Origin of the sequence: Carboxydocella sporoproducens DSM 16521, from assembly GCF_900167165.1 — a bacterium.
In the GTDB taxonomy this organism is placed as follows: domain Bacteria; phylum Bacillota.
Window position 1 is genome coordinate 12,162 of the sequence record NZ_FUXM01000010.1, and the last position, 15,704, is coordinate 27,865.

The following is a 15,704-nucleotide window of genomic DNA, read 5'->3' on the forward strand; positions in this document are numbered from 1 at the left end:
TTATTATGCCCAGATAAACAAAAAAAGCTCAGGTAATTCCTGAGCTTAACCCTTTTGCTTTTCTTCCTGGATAGCTTGCTTGCGGGAAAGATTGATCCGCCCCAAATCATCAATCTTGATTACCTTAACAGGAATCTGATCGCCAACACTGACTACATCTTCTACTTTATTGACTCTCTGTTCGGAAAGCTGACTGATATGCACTAAGCCTTCCTTACCGGGCAGAACTTCGACAAAGGCGCCAAATTCTACAATCCGAACTACTTTACCGAGATAAGTTTTGCCTACTTCCACCTCCTCGGTGAGTTCCTCGATCATTTCCTGTGCTTTTCTACCAGCAGATTGGTCAATTGCATATATGAAGACTCGGCCATCATCTTCAATATCAATCTTTACTCCGGTTTCATCAATGATTTTCTTGATGGTTTTACCACCAGGGCCAATCACCGTCCTGATTTTATCCGGATGAATGGTCAGGAAAATCAGGCGCGGAGCCCATGGTGACAACTCCTTACGGGGTGCCGGTAAAGTCTCCAGCATCTTCTGAAGAATATACAGCCGTCCCTGTCGGGCCTGTTCCAGAGCCATCTTGAGGATCTGCCGGTCAATCCCAGCGATCTTGATATCCATTTGAATGGCTGTTACCCCGATTTCAGTACCTGCAACTTTGAAATCCATATCCCCCAGAGCGTCTTCCATACCCTGGATATCGGTCAGGACCCGGACAATATCTCCTTCCTTAACCAGACCCATAGCTACACCGGAAACGGGGCGCTTGATAGGTACACCTGCATCCATTAAGGACAAGGTGCTGCCGCAAACGCTGGCCATGGAACTGGAACCATTGGATTCCAGGACTTCGGAAACCAGGCGGATAGTATAGGGGAAGACCTTTTCATCAGGTATCATAGGTTCGAGAGCTCTTTCTGCCAGAGCGCCGTGACCGATTTCCCGTCGGGATGGAGCCCGGAGCGGTCTGGCTTCTCCTGTGCTATAAGGCGGAAAATTGTAATGATGCATATAGCGTTTTGATTCGTCTACTCCCAGGTCATCCAGAATCTGTTCATCCCCAATCGCCCCCAGAGTAGTAACGGTCAGTACCTGGGTCTGTCCTCTGGTAAAGATAGCAGAACCATGGGTTCTGGGCAAAACTCCGACTTCACACCAGATAGGACGAATTTCATCCAGTTTCCGGCCATCAGGACGGATTCCTTCAGTGATAATCATCTGCCGTACAGTTTCTTTCAAGATGTTATGAAATACTTTTTCCAGCTCTTTTTCCCGTTCCGGATATTGTTCCTGGAAATGTTCTAGCACTTTTTTCCTCAGTTCTTCTAATGTATCCTGCCGTTGCTGTTTGTCAAAAATTCGCACTGCCTGGTTGATCTCTTCGGCAATAAATGCCCTGACTGCCTGGTCCATTTCAGGATCTGGCTGGGCCAATGGAATTTCCCGTTTAACCACTGCCAGTTCAGTTTGAACCTGAATCTGAAATTCTACTATCTTCTTGATTTCTTCATGGGCAAACATGATGGCTTCCAGAATTTCATCTTCCGGAACCTCATTGGCAGCAGCTTCCACCATCATTACTGCATCTTTGGTTCCCGCTACGACGATGTGCATGTCGCTCTTTTCAGATTGTTCTAGATTAGGATTAATGATAAGCTTCCCATCAACGCGGCCAACGATAACAGCCCCAATAGGTCCGTTAAAAGGTATGTCAGAAATGGTTAGAGCAACGGATGCACCACACAAAGCCACAACCCGCGGGTCATGATCCTGGTCAACGGACATTACAGTAGCTACTATATGTACATCATTGCGAAAACCTTCAGGAAATAAGGGACGTATGGGTCTGTCAATCAAACGGGCAGCCAGAATGGCTTTTTCCCCCGGCCTGCCTTCCCGTTTGATGAAACCGCCTGGGATCTTACCAGCGGCATATAATCTTTCTTCATAATCTACTGTCAAAGGAAAGAAATCAATCCCTTCCCGGGGTTCCTTGGAACAGGTAGCCGTAACCAGGACCCGAGTATCGCCATATGCTGCCATCACAGCACCATTGGCCTGTTTTGCCAGTTTCCCGGTCAAAAAAGACATGGTCCTGCCGCCTACCTCTAACTGGAAGGTTCGTTCCATTGCTATATTTTCCTCCTCTCAATTTCGCCATTTAAGAATAACCTATAATTATTTCCACATTACCTATAGTATTTCCTGCTTATCTAGCAAAAAATACATTATTTTCCCATCATACAAATGATTGATATAAAACAAGCGGGGTCTATACCCCGCTTATTGTCTATCTTCTCAGACCCAGTTGCTCAACAATATTACGGTAACGATTGAAATCCTTTTCCTTCAAATAGTTGAGCAAGCCTCTTCTCTGGCCTACCATTTTGAGCAGACCCCGACGAGAATGATGGTCCTTCTTATGAACCTTCAGGTGTTCAGTCAGGTAATTGATTCTCTCGGTCAGGATAGCAATCTGCACTTCAGGAGAACCAGTGTCCATGTCATGCAGTTTGTACTTGGCGATAATAGCTTGCTTCTGTTCTGTAGTGAGTGCCATGGTTTTCACCTCCTATTCCTAATATCCCCACAAGCCAAGAAGAAGGGCGGAGCCTCCTCCCTCCGAGCCAGTGGTTCTTTATAACAAAGGGATTCCTTTGTTAACTCATTTTCCAATGACAGTGATCACTATCCGCAAATTATCACTGTCTTTAACAACAACATCAAACCATCTTCCTGAACCAGCGAGAAAATTTCTAAATCTGGTGGCAACCTGAATCCGTCCAGGAATACTGCTGGCTGCTGCCAGAACATCTTCAACCCGAATCAGTTGCTGTCTCTCTTCCTGCAAGCGCCTCCGGGCATGATCGCTGATAATCACATTCACCTTTACTCACCCTGAGTCAAGCAGGACACTTATAAAATATACCATATCGGCCCCGCTTTGTAAAGTATCCTGCTTAGATTATATGCAAGGTGAGTAAAAAAGGCCTCTAGCTTTGGCAATATCCAGCTTTATTTGCTCTTTCAATTCTGCCACACTGGTAAATTTTTTTTCATCCCTTAATTTTTTAAGAAATTCCACTTCGATAGTCTCGCCATAAAGCTCGGGCACATTATCATTTAAAATAAAAACTTCCAAACCCAGCTGGCCTTGTTCATAAAAAGTAGGCCTATGTCCTAGATTGGCTACTCCCGGCCACTGCTGTTCCTGCCACCTAACTTTGACAGCATAAACTCCTTGCGCCGGAATGACCAGTTTCCTGTCAACTGCTACATTAGCAGTAGGAAACCCTAGTTCCCTCCCCCGCGCATCACCATGCTTTACTTCACCGGCAAGATAGGGATAATAGCCCAAACAGGTTGCCGCTGCTTCCATATTGCCCTGCTGGATATAGTGACGAATCAGGGAACTGCTTACCCGCTGCCCGTCAACAGTTACAGGAGGCACTATTTCTACCGGTACATTATAGACATTCCCCAGTTCCTGCAAAGTTTCTGCAGTACCTTTTCCGCCCTGGCCAAAGGTATAATTATACCCTACCACCAGACCCCTAACTCCTACTTGTTCCAGTAACACTTCTGTAAAAAAAGCCCGGGGCAAAAGTTCAGCAAAAATCCGGGTAAAGGGCACCACCAGAACGACTTCTATCCCTTTACTGGCCAACAATTGGAGTTTTGCCTTCTGATCGAGAATCATAGGAGGTAATTTTTGAGGGGCAAGTAATTGCAAGGGATGGGGATCGAAGGTCATGACACCCGGAATAGCGTCCAGCTGTGCCGCCAGTTGTAAAGTTTTCATCAACAAAGCTTGATGGCCGCGGTGTACCCCGTCAAAATTCCCCAGAGCCAGAACCAGCCTTCCTCTCAGGTCCCGCCCAAGATCAGACAGGTCTCTTAATATCAACATTCCTTACCCCTCCCGGAAAACAATCACAGGTTGCAGATGACCATTCTCTATGCTTTTGGCCACAGCTAATAACCTGCCCTGTTGATTGCACAGCAAGATTCTTTCCGCCTGGTCTGGAAATGTTTTAGTATAAGGCAAATTGATCCTGTTCCCGTTTTCCACTTTTCTTGCTTCTTCTGCGGAAACAATAACTACCGGCCAATCCGGAAAAACCTGCTCAACAGAAAAAAGATAATCCTTTATTTGGTCTCCGTCCATCTCTTCTAACTCTTCCAGTGCTAAGCCATTCTTCAGGTTAAAAATCCCGACTTCTGTCCGTTCCAGTGCTGTCATGACTGCCCCTGTTCCCAGTTTCTGCCCCAGGTCGTGCACCAGGCTCCTGATATATGTTCCTTTTGAACAATGGACCTCTATTTCTACTAATGGGTGGTCACTGCCCAGCTGTTCTATTTTTTCAAGTTTTATCTGATAGATCTCGACAGGACGAGCCTCCCGTTCCACTACAATTCCCTGCCGGGCCAGCTCATATAAGGGCTTACCCTGCCTTTTAATAGCAGAGAACATAGGAGGTACCTGCATTATTTGGCCTTCGAACGTTTGTAAAGCTAATACAATCATCTCCCCGGTAATGTGACTGGCCGTGGTTTCGGCTATCACACTGCCTTCCCGGTCATAAGTATCGGTCTCAATCCCCAGTTGCAGCTGGGCCCGGTATTTTTTACCCATGTTGCTCACATACTCAGCCAATCGGGTAGCTGGTCCTAAACATAGAGGAAGTACCCCCGTTGCCAGCGGGTCCAAGGTACCAGTATGGCCGATTTTTATTTTACCGGTTTTTTTCTTAACCCTTTGTACTACTTGTTGAGATGTTAGTCCAGCTGGTTTTAGTACATTAAGAAAACCAAAATGCATATTTATGCCCCCGCGCCCTCAGTTATTAATATGGCCTGTTCAATTATTTTCTGTTCAGCCTCTGTTAAGGGACCACGGTAACGACAGCCAGCGGCTCTCTGATGGCCGCCTCCCCCAAATATCTGGGCCAGCGCATTGACATCAACAGCCTTCTTGGAGCGGAAGCTGACCTTAACTAGATCTGGCTCAGCTTCTCTGAGCAGAATCCCAACCTCTACGCCCTTCTGGGCTTTGGCATAATTAACTATACCTTCCAGATGCTCATCCCGGGCCTGTAAACGGGTCAAAGTTTGCTTATCCAGTACCAGCCAGCAGACTTTGCGCTGGGGTGAATATTGAAAGTGGGCAAAGGCATACCCAAGCACCGCCAGGGTTTCTGGCGGTATTTCTTCATAGATCTGGTGATTGATTGTTTCAGTATCGGCACCGGCCTCTTTCAATTCTGCTGCAATCCGGAAAGTGCTGGCGGTGGTATTAGGAAAACGAAAAGAACCGGTATCGGTCACAATGGTAACATACAGACAGGTGGCTATTTCCCTTGATAATGGCACCCCAGACATTTTCACCAGCTCATATATGATTTCACCGGAAGCAGCCCGTTCAGGAACTACCAGGTTAAAATCAGCAAAAAGCTTGTTACTGATATGATGGTCAATATTGAAGAGGGTGCTAGCCTGACGGTAATAAGGCAAAATTTCATCCCCACAGCGTTTCGGTTCAGAACAGTCGACAAAGATCAGGTTTTTCCCCTGCCAGTCTCCTGCCTGGGGGCAAGAGAAACGTTGCACCCCCGGCAGGAAATGATAAAGCTCCGGTACTGGGTCCAGATTCCAGAGTTCAACCTTTTTCCCCAGACTCTCCAGCATAAAGGCCAGGGCCAGAGCAGAACCGATAGTATCACCATCAGGATTGATATGGCCGATGATAGCAAAATCATCCAGCTCTTGTAGCTTAGCCAGGAAATTTTTAATCTCTTGATTCTTCATTCTGGTTCACCTTGTTTAAAAGCTCCATTATCCTGGCACCATGCTCTATCGACTCATCATAGACGAATTGCAGTTCCGGAGCAAACCGCAGGCGCAGGCGTCGACCCAGCTCCCCTCTGAGCCAGCCGCTGGACTTTTCCAGCAGCTCAGCAACTGCTCCTTTATCACCCTTGCCACCCAGCAGGGTGAAATAAATTTTGACATACCGCAGGTCAGAAGAGACATTGACCGCTGTAACAGTGACCAGTCGTAAAACTTCTTCTTTAACATCTTCGCGCAGGATTTTAGCCAGTTCCTTTTTAATTTCTTCAGCTACACGTTGCGGTCTGTGACCTCCCATTTTAGTTCACCTGCCCTAAATTTCTCTTTTTATTTTTTCAAAGGTAAAGAACTCAAGAATATCTCCTTCTTTGATATCATTATACTTTTCAATGGTCAAACCGCACTCATATCCCTGGTTAACTTCACGTACATCATCTTTAAACCGCTTGAGAGATTCCAGTTTACCCTCGTGCACGACGATTCCATTGCGGATTAACCGTAAATGGCTATCCCGGGTAATTTTGCCTTCCAGCACATAGCAACCTGCGATGGTACCGATTTTGGAGGCCTTGAAAGTCTGACGCACTTCCGCCCGCCCCAGGACTACTTCCTTGATTTCCGGCTCCAGCAAGCCACTCATAGCGGCTTTTACATCTTCGATAGCATCATAGATAACCCGATACAGTCTGATATCGATTTTTTCCTTTTCAGCCGCCTTACGGGCATTGCTGTCCGGCCGGACATTAAAGCCAATTATAATAGCATTAGAGGCTGAAGCCAGCATAATATCGGTTTCAGTTATAGCTCCAACCCCGCCGTGAATGGGTTTAACTCTTACTTCATCATTGCTCAGATTTTCCAGGGACTGCTTCAAGGCCTCTACTGAACCTTGCACATCCGCTTTAACAATGACATTTAGTTCCTTGATTTCCCCTTCTTTAATACGGGCAAAGAGGTCCTCCAGACTAACCTTGCTGTTAGCCTTCAGTTCCTCTTCCCGCTTGCGATCCAGCCTGATTTGCACCAGTTGCTTGGCCTTTTTCTCATCATCAAAAGCATAGAAAACATCCCCAGCTTCTGGTACTTCTGACAACCCCAGGACCTCAACCGGCATCGAGGGTGGTGCTTTCTTGACCTGTCTTCCCTTATCATCGGTCATGGCTCTGACCCTACCAAAGGCAGTACCGGCAACGATGGCATCACCAATTTGCAGGGTACCATTTTGCACCAGCACAGTAGCCACCGGTCCGCGGCCTTTATCCAGTTTAGCCTCAATCACTGTACCTTTGGCCAGGCGTTTGGGATTAGCTTTCAGCTCCAGCATTTCAGCCACCAGCAGAATCATTTCCAGCAAGTCACTAATTCCTTGCTTGGTTTTGGCAGAAACATTTACACAAATGGTATCTCCGCCCCATTCTTCCGGCAGCAGACCGTGTTCAGTCAGTTCCTGTTTTACCCGATCAGGGTTAGCTCCTGGTTTATCCATTTTGTTAATGGCAACTATGATCGGTACATTGGCAGCTTTTGCGTGGTTGATAGCCTCAACAGTCTGGGGCATTACCCCATCATCAGCCGCTACCACCAGGATAGCGATATCAGTAACCTTTGCCCCCCGGGCTCGCATTGCTGTAAAAGCTTCGTGACCGGGAGTATCCAGGAAGGTAATTTTCTGCCCATTGTGCTCGACTTGATAAGCGCCAATATGCTGGGTAATTCCACCAGCTTCTGAAGCAGTAACATTAGTCTGACGGATAGCGTCGAGCAAGGAAGTTTTCCCATGGTCAACATGCCCCATTACCGTAACCACACAAGGACGGGCTACCAGATCCTCAGGACTATCTTCCTGCTCCAACAGCTCCAGAATTTCTTTTTCCGGGTCCTCGATTTTGACCTGAACTTCCACCCCGTAATCAGCGCAGATAATTTCAGCGACTTCTGCGTCGATTTCCTGGTTGATGGTAGCCATAATGCCCAGGCCGATTAACTTTTTAATCAATTCAGCGGCTGGTTTCTTTAAACGATTAGCCAGCTCCTGTACAGAAATGGAAGCTCCCATAATGATAGGCCCAATAACTTCCTGATTTTCATTGCTCGCCCTTTGCTGTTTGTTTCCTTTTTTGGCTTTACCGCGGGTTTTTTGCTTCTCCAGCAATTTTTGTTCTTCCCGTTCCCGGCGTAATTCGATAATGTTCTTTTCCTCTTTTTCCAACGGTTTTACCTTTTCCCGCGGCTGCTCCTTTTCCGGTGGTACTACCGGAGGTATACTAGCAGCGGCCTGGGGTCGCGGACGGCGCTGGTCGTCCTTACGGAATTGGGGCTGATTAGCCGCTGCGGCAGGGGCCTGACCCGGTTTTCTGTCCCGATTCTGCTCCCGCTGCCGATCACGCCTTTCACCTTGCGGTACTGGTCTGTTTCCAGGTCTGTTATGCCGGTGCTGTTGACCCTGAGGCCGGTGCTGTTGCTGTTTCGGTTGCTGTTGTTGTGTGGTAGTTTCTGTCTGCTGTTTTTTGGCTGTCTGCTGCTTAGGCACGGATTTCTCCTCTTTTTTCTCTTTTTGACCTTTTGCTTTTGCCCGTAGCATTTCTGCTACATCATCTTCAATTGTGCTCATGTGATTTTTTACCTCTATTCCATGGTTTTTTAGCCAGCTGATCATATTTTTACTTTCTATCCCCAGTTCCTTTGCCAGCTCATGCACCCTGATTTTACCCATGAATTCACCCCCAGAAGTTATGCTTTTAGACCAGATTTTCATATACGGCTTTTGCCAGTTCGGCATCAAGAATCAGTACCACGGCTCTGGGAGATTTGCCCAGTGCTATGCCCAGTTCCGTTTTCGTTCCGGCAATTACGCTCTTTATACCCAGGGACTTAGCCCAGTGTTGATAAACATTTATCCGTTTACTATTTAAATCTCCTGCCAGAACCAGTAATTCTCCTTTGCCTTTTTTCAACATGGCCTCAACAGCCGCTTCGCCCGATACCACTTTCCCTGAACGTTGCCCCAGCCCTAAGAGACCTAACCATCTGTTTCGCATGCCGCCAACTCCTGTTCCAGTTGACTGATTAGTTCAGGAGGAATGGTAACCGACAGGGCTCTGTCCAACCGCTTGCCTTTGACTGCTTTTTTTAAACATTCCAAATTGGGACAGATATAAGCCCCACGCCCATTCTTTTTCCCAGTCGAGTCGACCAGCACCTCTCCTTCTGGAGTCCGTACTATCCGTACCAGTTCTTTTTTAGGCTTCATCTCCTGACAGCCTACGCATTTTCTTTCCGGAATCTTTTTTACCTTCATCAGCCTCACTCCAGTTCGGCAGCTTGACTCTCACTCTTGATATCGATTTTCCAGCCTGTTAATTTCGCTGCTAAACGCGCATTTTGTCCTTCTTTACCAATAGCCAGAGAAAGCTGGTAATCCGGCACAATTACTCTGGCCATTTTCTCCATATCCCTTATTTCTACTTTAACCACTTTGGCAGGGCTCAGGGCAGCAGCCACAAACACTGCCGGGTCTGGATGCCAGGGGATAATATCAATTTTTTCGCCCTTCAATTCATTTACCACCATCTGCACCCGGGCCCCTTTTTGACCGACACATGCTCCCACCGGATCAACATTTTCATCTCTGGAATGGACGGCAATCTTGGAACGGTATCCTGCTTCCCGGGCCACCGCCTTGATTTCCACAATTCCTTCCCGAATTTCAGGTACCTCCAGCTCAAACAGGCGTTTCATCAGCCCCGGATGGGTACGGGAAACATAGACCTGAGGGCCTTTATTGGTACGCTTGACCTCAACCACATAGGTTTTAATCCTGTCCCCGGAATGGTATTCTTCCGTAGGCATTTGCTCACTTTTGGAGAGCAAGGCTTCGGTTTTGCCCAGATCGATGATAACATTATCCCGTTCGATGCGCTGTACAATCCCGGTAACAATGTCCCCTTCCCGATTGGCAAATTCCTCATAAATCAGACCTCTTTCAGCTTCCCGCAGCTTCTGGATTACCACCTGCTTGGCATTCTGGGCCGCAATCCGACCAAAGTTACGGGGAGTTACTTCCAGTTCCACCACATCGCCCAGGTCATAGCGGGGGTTAATTTTTCTGGCCTCGGTCAGGCTGATTTCCTGGGTTTGGTCAGCCACTTCTTCTACTACAGTTTTTCTGGCAAAGACTTTAAGTTCCAGCGTATCCCGGTTAATATCCACCCTGACATTGTCTCCGGTACCAAAGTTCTTTTTGTAGGCTGAAACCAGAGCTGCTTCCAGTGCTTCGATAATTACTTCCTTGTCCAGTCCCTTTTCCCGCATCAAATCAACCAGTGCTTCCAGTAGTTCACCACTCATTGCCTGTGCCTTCCTCCTTAAAAATCTATTTCTAATTTAATTTTGGCTATTTGATTACGTGGGATGCTGGTTTCCAGCATCTCTTCTCCTATCCCAATAACCACTCTTTCTTTAGAAAAAGCCCGTAGAGTACCTATCCATTCTTTTTTCCCTTCAAAAGGGGCAAACAAACTGATTCTGACTTTCTTACCCAAAGACCGGGCCAAATCCTGGTCGTTTTTCAGGGGCCGGTCCAGTCCTAAAGAAGATACTTCCAGATGATATGGGAAGGGTATCGGATCGTGATTATCCAGAACAGGATCAATTTGCCTGGAAATCATTTCACAATCATCGATATTGATGCCTTCCGGTTTATCAATAAAAATGCGCAAATACCATTCACCATGTTCTTTTTCCAGTTCCACATCAACAACTTCAATTCCCAGGGGTTCCGCAATTTCCTGCGCCCATGTGAGTACCTTCTGGCAAACCTCTTTCTTATTCAATTTTTTTCACCTCTTCAACAAATATTTCCACTGGTTATTATTTCCCAGGCTCTATCCTTTAATAGCCATTCCATCTCTGCAAAAGGAAAGAGTGGGTATGGACCCACTCTTTATCCGCTCCATTCATGGGATACTATAACAATTATACCATAGTACAACTATAATAGCAACCCCATCATTACTTCATCAATATACTCCGAGCCAATTCGATATTGTCTTTTCCTTCTGCCTTCTTCCTGGAAACCGTGTTTTTCAAAGAGATGGATTGAGCGACGGTTGGTGGTAAAAATCTGGGCTGTTAGTTTGCCGAAGCCTTTCTCTTTGGCCCATTCGATTGCATAAGCCAGCATTTGACTGCCAATCCCGGCCTCCCGATAATCCTTAACCAAATGCAGGCCTATTTCCAGCACATGCTGCAGTTTGGGATACTTGCCTCCCCCTGCCTGGGACGCTCCCAAACCGCCGATAACCTTATCTTCATGCAAAGCGACCAGCAAAAGATTGTGCTGAGTATCCAGGTTAGCGATATATTTAGCTTCTTCTTCCACTGTTCGTCCCACATTTTCGGTGAGGATAAAACTGCGCTCCCTGGCAACTGAAGCTATACTGCTGAGAATCCCTTCAGCATCTTCCGGCCGGGCAGGGCGGAGCCAAATTTCCCTCCCTTTTTGGTCAATAAAACGCCACTCTCTCTCCATACTTTAACCTCCCATCTTTAATCTTAAGCCATAGTAAAAAGCTGCAACTGACTGGTAGCCGGCAAACCTCTTAAACAACCATGCCGGTCTAACACCTCGATGACGGTTTTGGTCAGGCGGGCCCTGGTCCGCAAATCCTCAATGGACACAAAGGGGGCTTCTCGCCGCGCCTCCACAATATTCTGGGCTGCAGCTTCACCTACTCCCTGTAAACCAGCAAAAGGCGGCAGTAATCCTTCCGGGGTGATGATGAATTTCTTGGCCTCCGATTCTTCCAGGCTGATCCGGCGCATTTTGATTCCACGCATATACATTTCCAGAGCCAGTTCTAAGATGGTCTGCAGGTTTTTTTCTTTCTGCGTAGCGTCAGAGCCTTTGGCCTCGATCTCTTCAATGGTCTTACGTACAACCTCTGGTCCCTGACAAATGAGCTCCGCATCGAATTCATCGGCACGTACGGTGAAATAGGTAGCGTAAAAGGCTTCAGGATAATAGACTTTAAAGTAGGCTATCCGGAACGCCATCATGACATAGGCTACCGCATGGGCCTTGGGGAACATGTATTTTATTTTCTTACAGGATTCTATATACCACTCCGGCACATTATGCTTGCGCATTTCTTCTTCATCTTCCGGTTTTACCCCTTTACCTTTCCGTACGCCCTCCATAATTTTAAAAGCTCGGCTGGGTTCCAGTCCTTTATAGATCAGATAGATCATAATATCATCCCGGGCCGAAATGGCCTCTCCCAGCTGACAGATGCCATTTTTGATTAAGTCCTGGGCGTTATTTAACCAGACATCGGTTCCGTGAGAAAAACCGGAAATTCGCACAAGTTCTGAAAAAGTTTTGGGTTTGGTATCTTCCAGCATCTGTCTTACAAATTTAGTCCCGAATTCAGGTATACCGTAAGTGCCCACATTACTCCGAATTTGTTCCGGTGTCACCCCCAGTGCCTCCGTACTGGAAAAAAGGGATAATACTTTCGGTTCATCCAGGGGTATGGTTTTGGCATCCACTCCGGTCAAATCCTCCAGCATTTTTATTACCGTCGGGTCATCATGTCCGAGAATATCCAGTTTAACCAGACGGCTGCTGATGGAATGGTAATCAAAATGAGTGGTAATCACCCCGGATTTTTTATCATCGGCCGGATACTGCAAAGGAGTAAAATCGTGAACATCACAATCCCGCGGTACTACCATGACCCCTCCTGGATGCTGGCCTGTTGTCCGCTTTACACCGGTACAGCCCTTGACCAGGCGGAGCAGCTCTGGATTGCGTTTGGGAATCCTGCGTTCCTCAAAATACTTTTTCACAAACCCGAAAGCGGTTTTTTCGGCAATGGTACCGATAGTACCAGCACGGAAGACATTTCCCTGGCCGAACAATTCCTCAGTATATTTATGGGCCCGGGGCTGATACTCACCCGAAAAGTTTAAATCAATATCAGGTACCTTGTCGCCTTTGAAACCCAGGAATACTTCAAAGGGTATATCATGGCCATCTTTTTTGTATTTACAACCGCAGTCAGGACAGTTCTTATCAGGCATGTCCGCACCAGAGCCTACCGACCCGTCCAGGATAAATTCGCTTTTCTTACACTGCGGACAAACATAATGAGGGGGTAAAGGGTTAACCTCCGTAATCCCGGTCATGGTCGCCACAAAGGAAGAACCGACAGAACCCCGGGAACCGACCAGATAGCCATCATCATTGGACTTTCTTACCAGTTTATGAGCAATTAAGTATAAGACCGCAAAACCATTATTGATAATAGAATTCAGTTCTTTATCTATCCTGGCCTGTACTATTTCCGGCAGGGGGTCACCATAAATTCTTTTTGCCGTCTCATACGTCATGTTGATAATTTGCTCCTCCGCACCTTCTAGAACGGGAGGATAAAACTCATCCGGAATGGGTTTAAAGACTTCTACCGATTCCGCTATTTTCTGCGGGTTTTCAATTACCACTTCCCGCGCCTTCTCTTCCCCGAGATAGGCAAATTCCTCTAGCATCTCCTCGGTAGTTTTAAAATAGAGTGGTGCCTGGTCATCAGCATCGGTAAAGCCCTTGCCTGCCATTAATATTCGCCGATAAACTTCATCCTCAGGATTGAGGAAATGCACATCACCAGTAGCTACAACGGGAATCTGCAGCTTTTCCCCCAGCCTGACAATTTCCTGGTTCAGCCGTTGTAACTCTTCTAAATTCTTGACGGCATTTTCTTTCAATAAAAATTGATTGTTGCCAAGGGGCTGAATCTCCAGGTAATCATAAAATGTGGCGATTTCTTCCAATTTTTCCTGACTGGTCCCGTCGAGCAAAGCCCTGTAAAGCTCTCCAGCTTCACAGGCAGAGCCGATGATCAAGCCTTCACGATGTTTTATCAGCTGACTTTTGGGAATGCGGGGATGACGATGATAATAGTGCAGGTGGGACAAGGTAACCAGTTTGTACAGATTTTTGAGACCAGTCTTATTTTGGGCCAGTAAAATAATATGGTAAGATTTCAGACTATCCAGATTGATGTTTTTAATCAAACTGTTAATTTCCTGAATCTCATTTATGCCTTTTTCCCTTACCAGTTCCAGCAGTTTAAGAAAAATCAGGGCAGTAGCCTCAGCATCACAATCGGCACGATGATGCTGTTCCAGGTCTACTTCAAAGTGACGGGCCAGCTGATCTAGTTTATAATTTTTCATTGTCAGTAAGCAGCGAGCTAGCGATAAAGTATCCAGGAGGGGGTTAGTCAATTTTTCGCTGAAATACTGTTCAATTTTCACCCGGATAAAACCAGCATCAAAAGTGGCATTGTGAGCCACCAGAACAGCCCCTCGAATGAAGTTAAGAAAATCCTGCAACCCTTGTTCTGGCTCCAGAGCCTCAGCAAGCATTTCATTAGTAATACCTGTTAATTGGCTAATTTCTTCACTAATTGGCCGGGATGGCTTGAGAAAACAGTGGAATCTGTCTTGAATTTGTCCAGCCCTTATTTTTACGGCACCGATTTCAATAATATCATTGGTTAAGGGACTAAGTCCTGTTGTTTCCAGGTCAAAAATAACATAATCCGATTCGGCAATTGGTCCATTAACTTCACCGATCAGAATCGGCTGACCATCATCGATTAAATAACCTTCCAGGCCATAGATAACTTTAATGCCATACTTCCCCGCAGCTTCAGCCGCTTCCGGGAAAGCCTGTACTACGCCATGATCGGTAATGGCTATTGCCGCATGTCCCCACCGGGCAGCGGTTTTAACCAAATCCGCAGCACTGGCCACTCCATCCATCGCACTCATCTTGGTATGGGCATGGAGCTCAATCCTTTTTTCAGTCGCCTGGTCCTGTCGTTCAGGTATCCCTTCGGCAATGTTAATATCATAGGCCATTACCACCAGTTCCCGGCAAAAAGGGTCATATTGCACTGGTCCCCGTACTTTCAGCCATTTACCTTCTTTTAGCCAGGAATTCTCCTGTTCCTCATCCTTTTTCTCGCTGAAAAACTTGACCAGAATGGAATCGGTAAGATCTGATATGGCAAAAGTTGTCACAGTCCGACCGGATTTTAATTCCTTGCGTTCAATATTGAAGATTTGCCCCTGGATAACCACATTCCGTTCTTCTTCCAGAACGTCCTTAATCAGGACAGGAGTAGCGGTAATAGGCTTGCCTTTTAAAACAGGACTTTCCTTCTCTTCTTTTCTTTGCTCTTTATTTTCCTGCTCCTTATCAGTTTTTTCCTCTTTTGCTATTGCTTCAATCCTTTGAGTCAAAATGGTCTGCACATCCGGCAGGTCTTCCTCTAAGCTCGGCTGGTGACCGATATCCAGAAGCACCTCCGGACTAAACTCAAAATGTTTCAGGCAATATTCCCTGATTAGTTCGGGAATCTTCTTGTCCTTTAATACCTGAACTCCCAGCAGGTTAGGCATTGAAATCAGAATACGTCCGGCCTCAATTTCCACTTCCGACATTTCCAGCCACTTGCGGCAAACTTCTGATTTTTCGCCTACAGCCTCAAGCAGATAAGACTTTAACTGGACTGACTGCTGGCTCAAATCCGAGGCTGGACAATATAACAATAGCTTCAGTTTAGCGGGCAGAATCAGTTTATTCCCCAGCCCCTGTTCCAGTATGTTTAATTCCTCCAGAGGCAGAAGCCCGCCGATTTTCAAGTGAACCAGCCACAACCCCTGTTTCTGGCTGATTTCCACTTTGATTATCTCTGCTTCTGCCAGCAGCGCACAGCTTTCCGGAGAAAGGCGCGATTCCTCTGCCAGTTGCCCGAAATCTATTCTGCGCATAGTAA

At 46.6% G+C, this 15,704-nt stretch carries 14 protein-coding genes; all 14 read right to left on the minus strand.

Translation table 11 applies throughout. The annotated features are described in order from the left end of the window. Nucleotides 1-45: 45 nt before the first annotated feature. Nucleotides 46-2,139 (minus strand): polyribonucleotide nucleotidyltransferase, encoded by a 2,094-nt coding sequence (locus tag B5D20_RS05550; RefSeq protein ID WP_078665238.1) that lies wholly within the window; start codon nucleotides 2,137-2,139, stop codon nucleotides 46-48. A 160-nt stretch (nucleotides 2,140-2,299) separates the two neighbouring features. After that, nucleotides 2,300-2,569 carry a 30S ribosomal protein S15 gene (rpsO, locus tag B5D20_RS05555; RefSeq protein ID WP_078665239.1) on the minus strand — a complete coding sequence of 90 codons (270 nt, stop codon included), beginning with the start codon at nucleotides 2,567-2,569 and terminating at the stop codon, nucleotides 2,300-2,302. Between the two features lie 105 nt (nucleotides 2,570-2,674). Then, nucleotides 2,675-2,896: a hypothetical protein gene (locus B5D20_RS05560; RefSeq protein WP_078665240.1), complete on the minus strand. Its 222-nt coding sequence runs from the start codon at nucleotides 2,894-2,896 to the stop codon at nucleotides 2,675-2,677. 78 nt (nucleotides 2,897-2,974) lie between these two features. After that, nucleotides 2,975-3,919 carry a bifunctional riboflavin kinase/FAD synthetase gene (locus B5D20_RS05565; protein WP_078665241.1) on the minus strand — a complete coding sequence of 315 codons (945 nt, stop codon included), beginning with the start codon at nucleotides 3,917-3,919 and terminating at the stop codon, nucleotides 2,975-2,977. 3 nt (nucleotides 3,920-3,922) lie between these two features. Further along, a complete protein-coding gene (truB, locus tag B5D20_RS05570; RefSeq protein ID WP_078665242.1) occupies nucleotides 3,923-4,831 on the minus strand; it encodes a tRNA pseudouridine(55) synthase TruB in 909 nt (302 codons plus the stop codon). A 2-nt stretch (nucleotides 4,832-4,833) separates the two neighbouring features. Beyond that, the gene (locus B5D20_RS05575) at nucleotides 4,834-5,817 is read right to left on the minus strand and encodes a DHH family phosphoesterase (RefSeq protein WP_078665243.1); all 984 of its coding nucleotides are present in this window, start codon (nucleotides 5,815-5,817) and stop codon (nucleotides 4,834-4,836) included. Beyond that, complete coding sequence (gene rbfA / locus B5D20_RS05580) at nucleotides 5,798-6,157, minus strand: 30S ribosome-binding factor RbfA (protein WP_078665244.1); 360 nt, start codon at nucleotides 6,155-6,157, stop codon at nucleotides 5,798-5,800. Before rbfA ends, B5D20_RS05575 begins: the two co-directional genes overlap by 20 nt. Nucleotides 6,158-6,172: 15 nt before the next feature. Then, the gene (gene infB, locus B5D20_RS05585; protein WP_078665245.1) at nucleotides 6,173-8,572 is read right to left on the minus strand and encodes a translation initiation factor IF-2; all 2,400 of its coding nucleotides are present in this window, start codon (nucleotides 8,570-8,572) and stop codon (nucleotides 6,173-6,175) included. A 25-nt stretch (nucleotides 8,573-8,597) separates the two neighbouring features. Continuing rightward, complete coding sequence (locus tag B5D20_RS05590; protein ID WP_078665246.1) at nucleotides 8,598-8,897, minus strand: L7Ae/L30e/S12e/Gadd45 family ribosomal protein; 300 nt, start codon at nucleotides 8,895-8,897, stop codon at nucleotides 8,598-8,600. After that, on the minus strand, nucleotides 8,879-9,157 hold the full coding sequence (gene rnpM / locus B5D20_RS05595) for an RNase P modulator RnpM (protein ID WP_078665247.1): 279 nt from the start codon (nucleotides 9,155-9,157) through the stop codon (nucleotides 8,879-8,881). Before rnpM ends, B5D20_RS05590 begins: the two co-directional genes overlap by 19 nt. Before the next feature lie 5 nt (nucleotides 9,158-9,162). Further along, nucleotides 9,163-10,206: a transcription termination factor NusA gene (gene nusA, locus B5D20_RS05600; RefSeq protein WP_107753463.1), complete on the minus strand. Its 1,044-nt coding sequence runs from the start codon at nucleotides 10,204-10,206 to the stop codon at nucleotides 9,163-9,165. 17 nt (nucleotides 10,207-10,223) lie between these two features. Beyond that, nucleotides 10,224-10,691, minus strand: coding sequence for a ribosome maturation factor RimP (locus B5D20_RS05605; protein ID WP_078665248.1), 468 nt, complete (start codon nucleotides 10,689-10,691; stop codon nucleotides 10,224-10,226). A gap of 158 nt (nucleotides 10,692-10,849) precedes the next feature. Next, nucleotides 10,850-11,389 carry a GNAT family N-acetyltransferase gene (locus B5D20_RS05610; RefSeq protein WP_078665249.1) on the minus strand — a complete coding sequence of 180 codons (540 nt, stop codon included), beginning with the start codon at nucleotides 11,387-11,389 and terminating at the stop codon, nucleotides 10,850-10,852. Nucleotides 11,390-11,412: 23 nt separating this feature from the next. After that, nucleotides 11,413-15,699, minus strand: a complete 4,287-nt coding sequence (locus B5D20_RS05615; RefSeq protein WP_078665250.1) for a PolC-type DNA polymerase III — start codon at nucleotides 15,697-15,699, stop codon at nucleotides 11,413-11,415. Between the last annotated feature and the right edge of the window lie 5 nt (nucleotides 15,700-15,704).

Excerpts from the sequence above, each read along its gene's own strand:
- rbfA (WP_078665244.1), bottom strand. The coding sequence starts at position 6,157 with ATGGGAGGTCACAGACCGCAACGTGTAGCTGAAGAAATTAAAAAGGAA.
- B5D20_RS05610 (WP_078665249.1), bottom strand. The coding sequence starts at position 11,389 with ATGGAGAGAGAGTGGCGTTTTATTGACCAAAAAGGGAGGGAAATTTGG.
- nusA (WP_107753463.1), bottom strand. The coding sequence starts at position 10,206 with ATGAGTGGTGAACTACTGGAAGCACTGGTTGATTTGATGCGGGAAAAG.
- B5D20_RS05565 (WP_078665241.1), bottom strand. The coding sequence starts at position 3,919 with ATGTTGATATTAAGAGACCTGTCTGATCTTGGGCGGGACCTGAGAGGA.
- rpsO (WP_078665239.1), bottom strand. The coding sequence starts at position 2,569 with ATGGCACTCACTACAGAACAGAAGCAAGCTATTATCGCCAAGTACAAA.
- B5D20_RS05550 (WP_078665238.1), bottom strand. The coding sequence starts at position 2,139 with ATGGAACGAACCTTCCAGTTAGAGGTAGGCGGCAGGACCATGTCTTTT.
- rnpM (WP_078665247.1), bottom strand. The coding sequence starts at position 9,157 with ATGAAGGTAAAAAAGATTCCGGAAAGAAAATGCGTAGGCTGTCAGGAG.
- truB (WP_078665242.1), bottom strand. The coding sequence starts at position 4,831 with ATGCATTTTGGTTTTCTTAATGTACTAAAACCAGCTGGACTAACATCT.
- B5D20_RS05590 (WP_078665246.1), bottom strand. The coding sequence starts at position 8,897 with ATGCGAAACAGATGGTTAGGTCTCTTAGGGCTGGGGCAACGTTCAGGG.
- B5D20_RS05615 (WP_078665250.1), bottom strand. The coding sequence starts at position 15,699 with ATGCGCAGAATAGATTTCGGGCAACTGGCAGAGGAATCGCGCCTTTCT.
- B5D20_RS05575 (WP_078665243.1), bottom strand. The coding sequence starts at position 5,817 with ATGAAGAATCAAGAGATTAAAAATTTCCTGGCTAAGCTACAAGAGCTG.
- infB (WP_078665245.1), bottom strand. The coding sequence starts at position 8,572 with ATGGGTAAAATCAGGGTGCATGAGCTGGCAAAGGAACTGGGGATAGAA.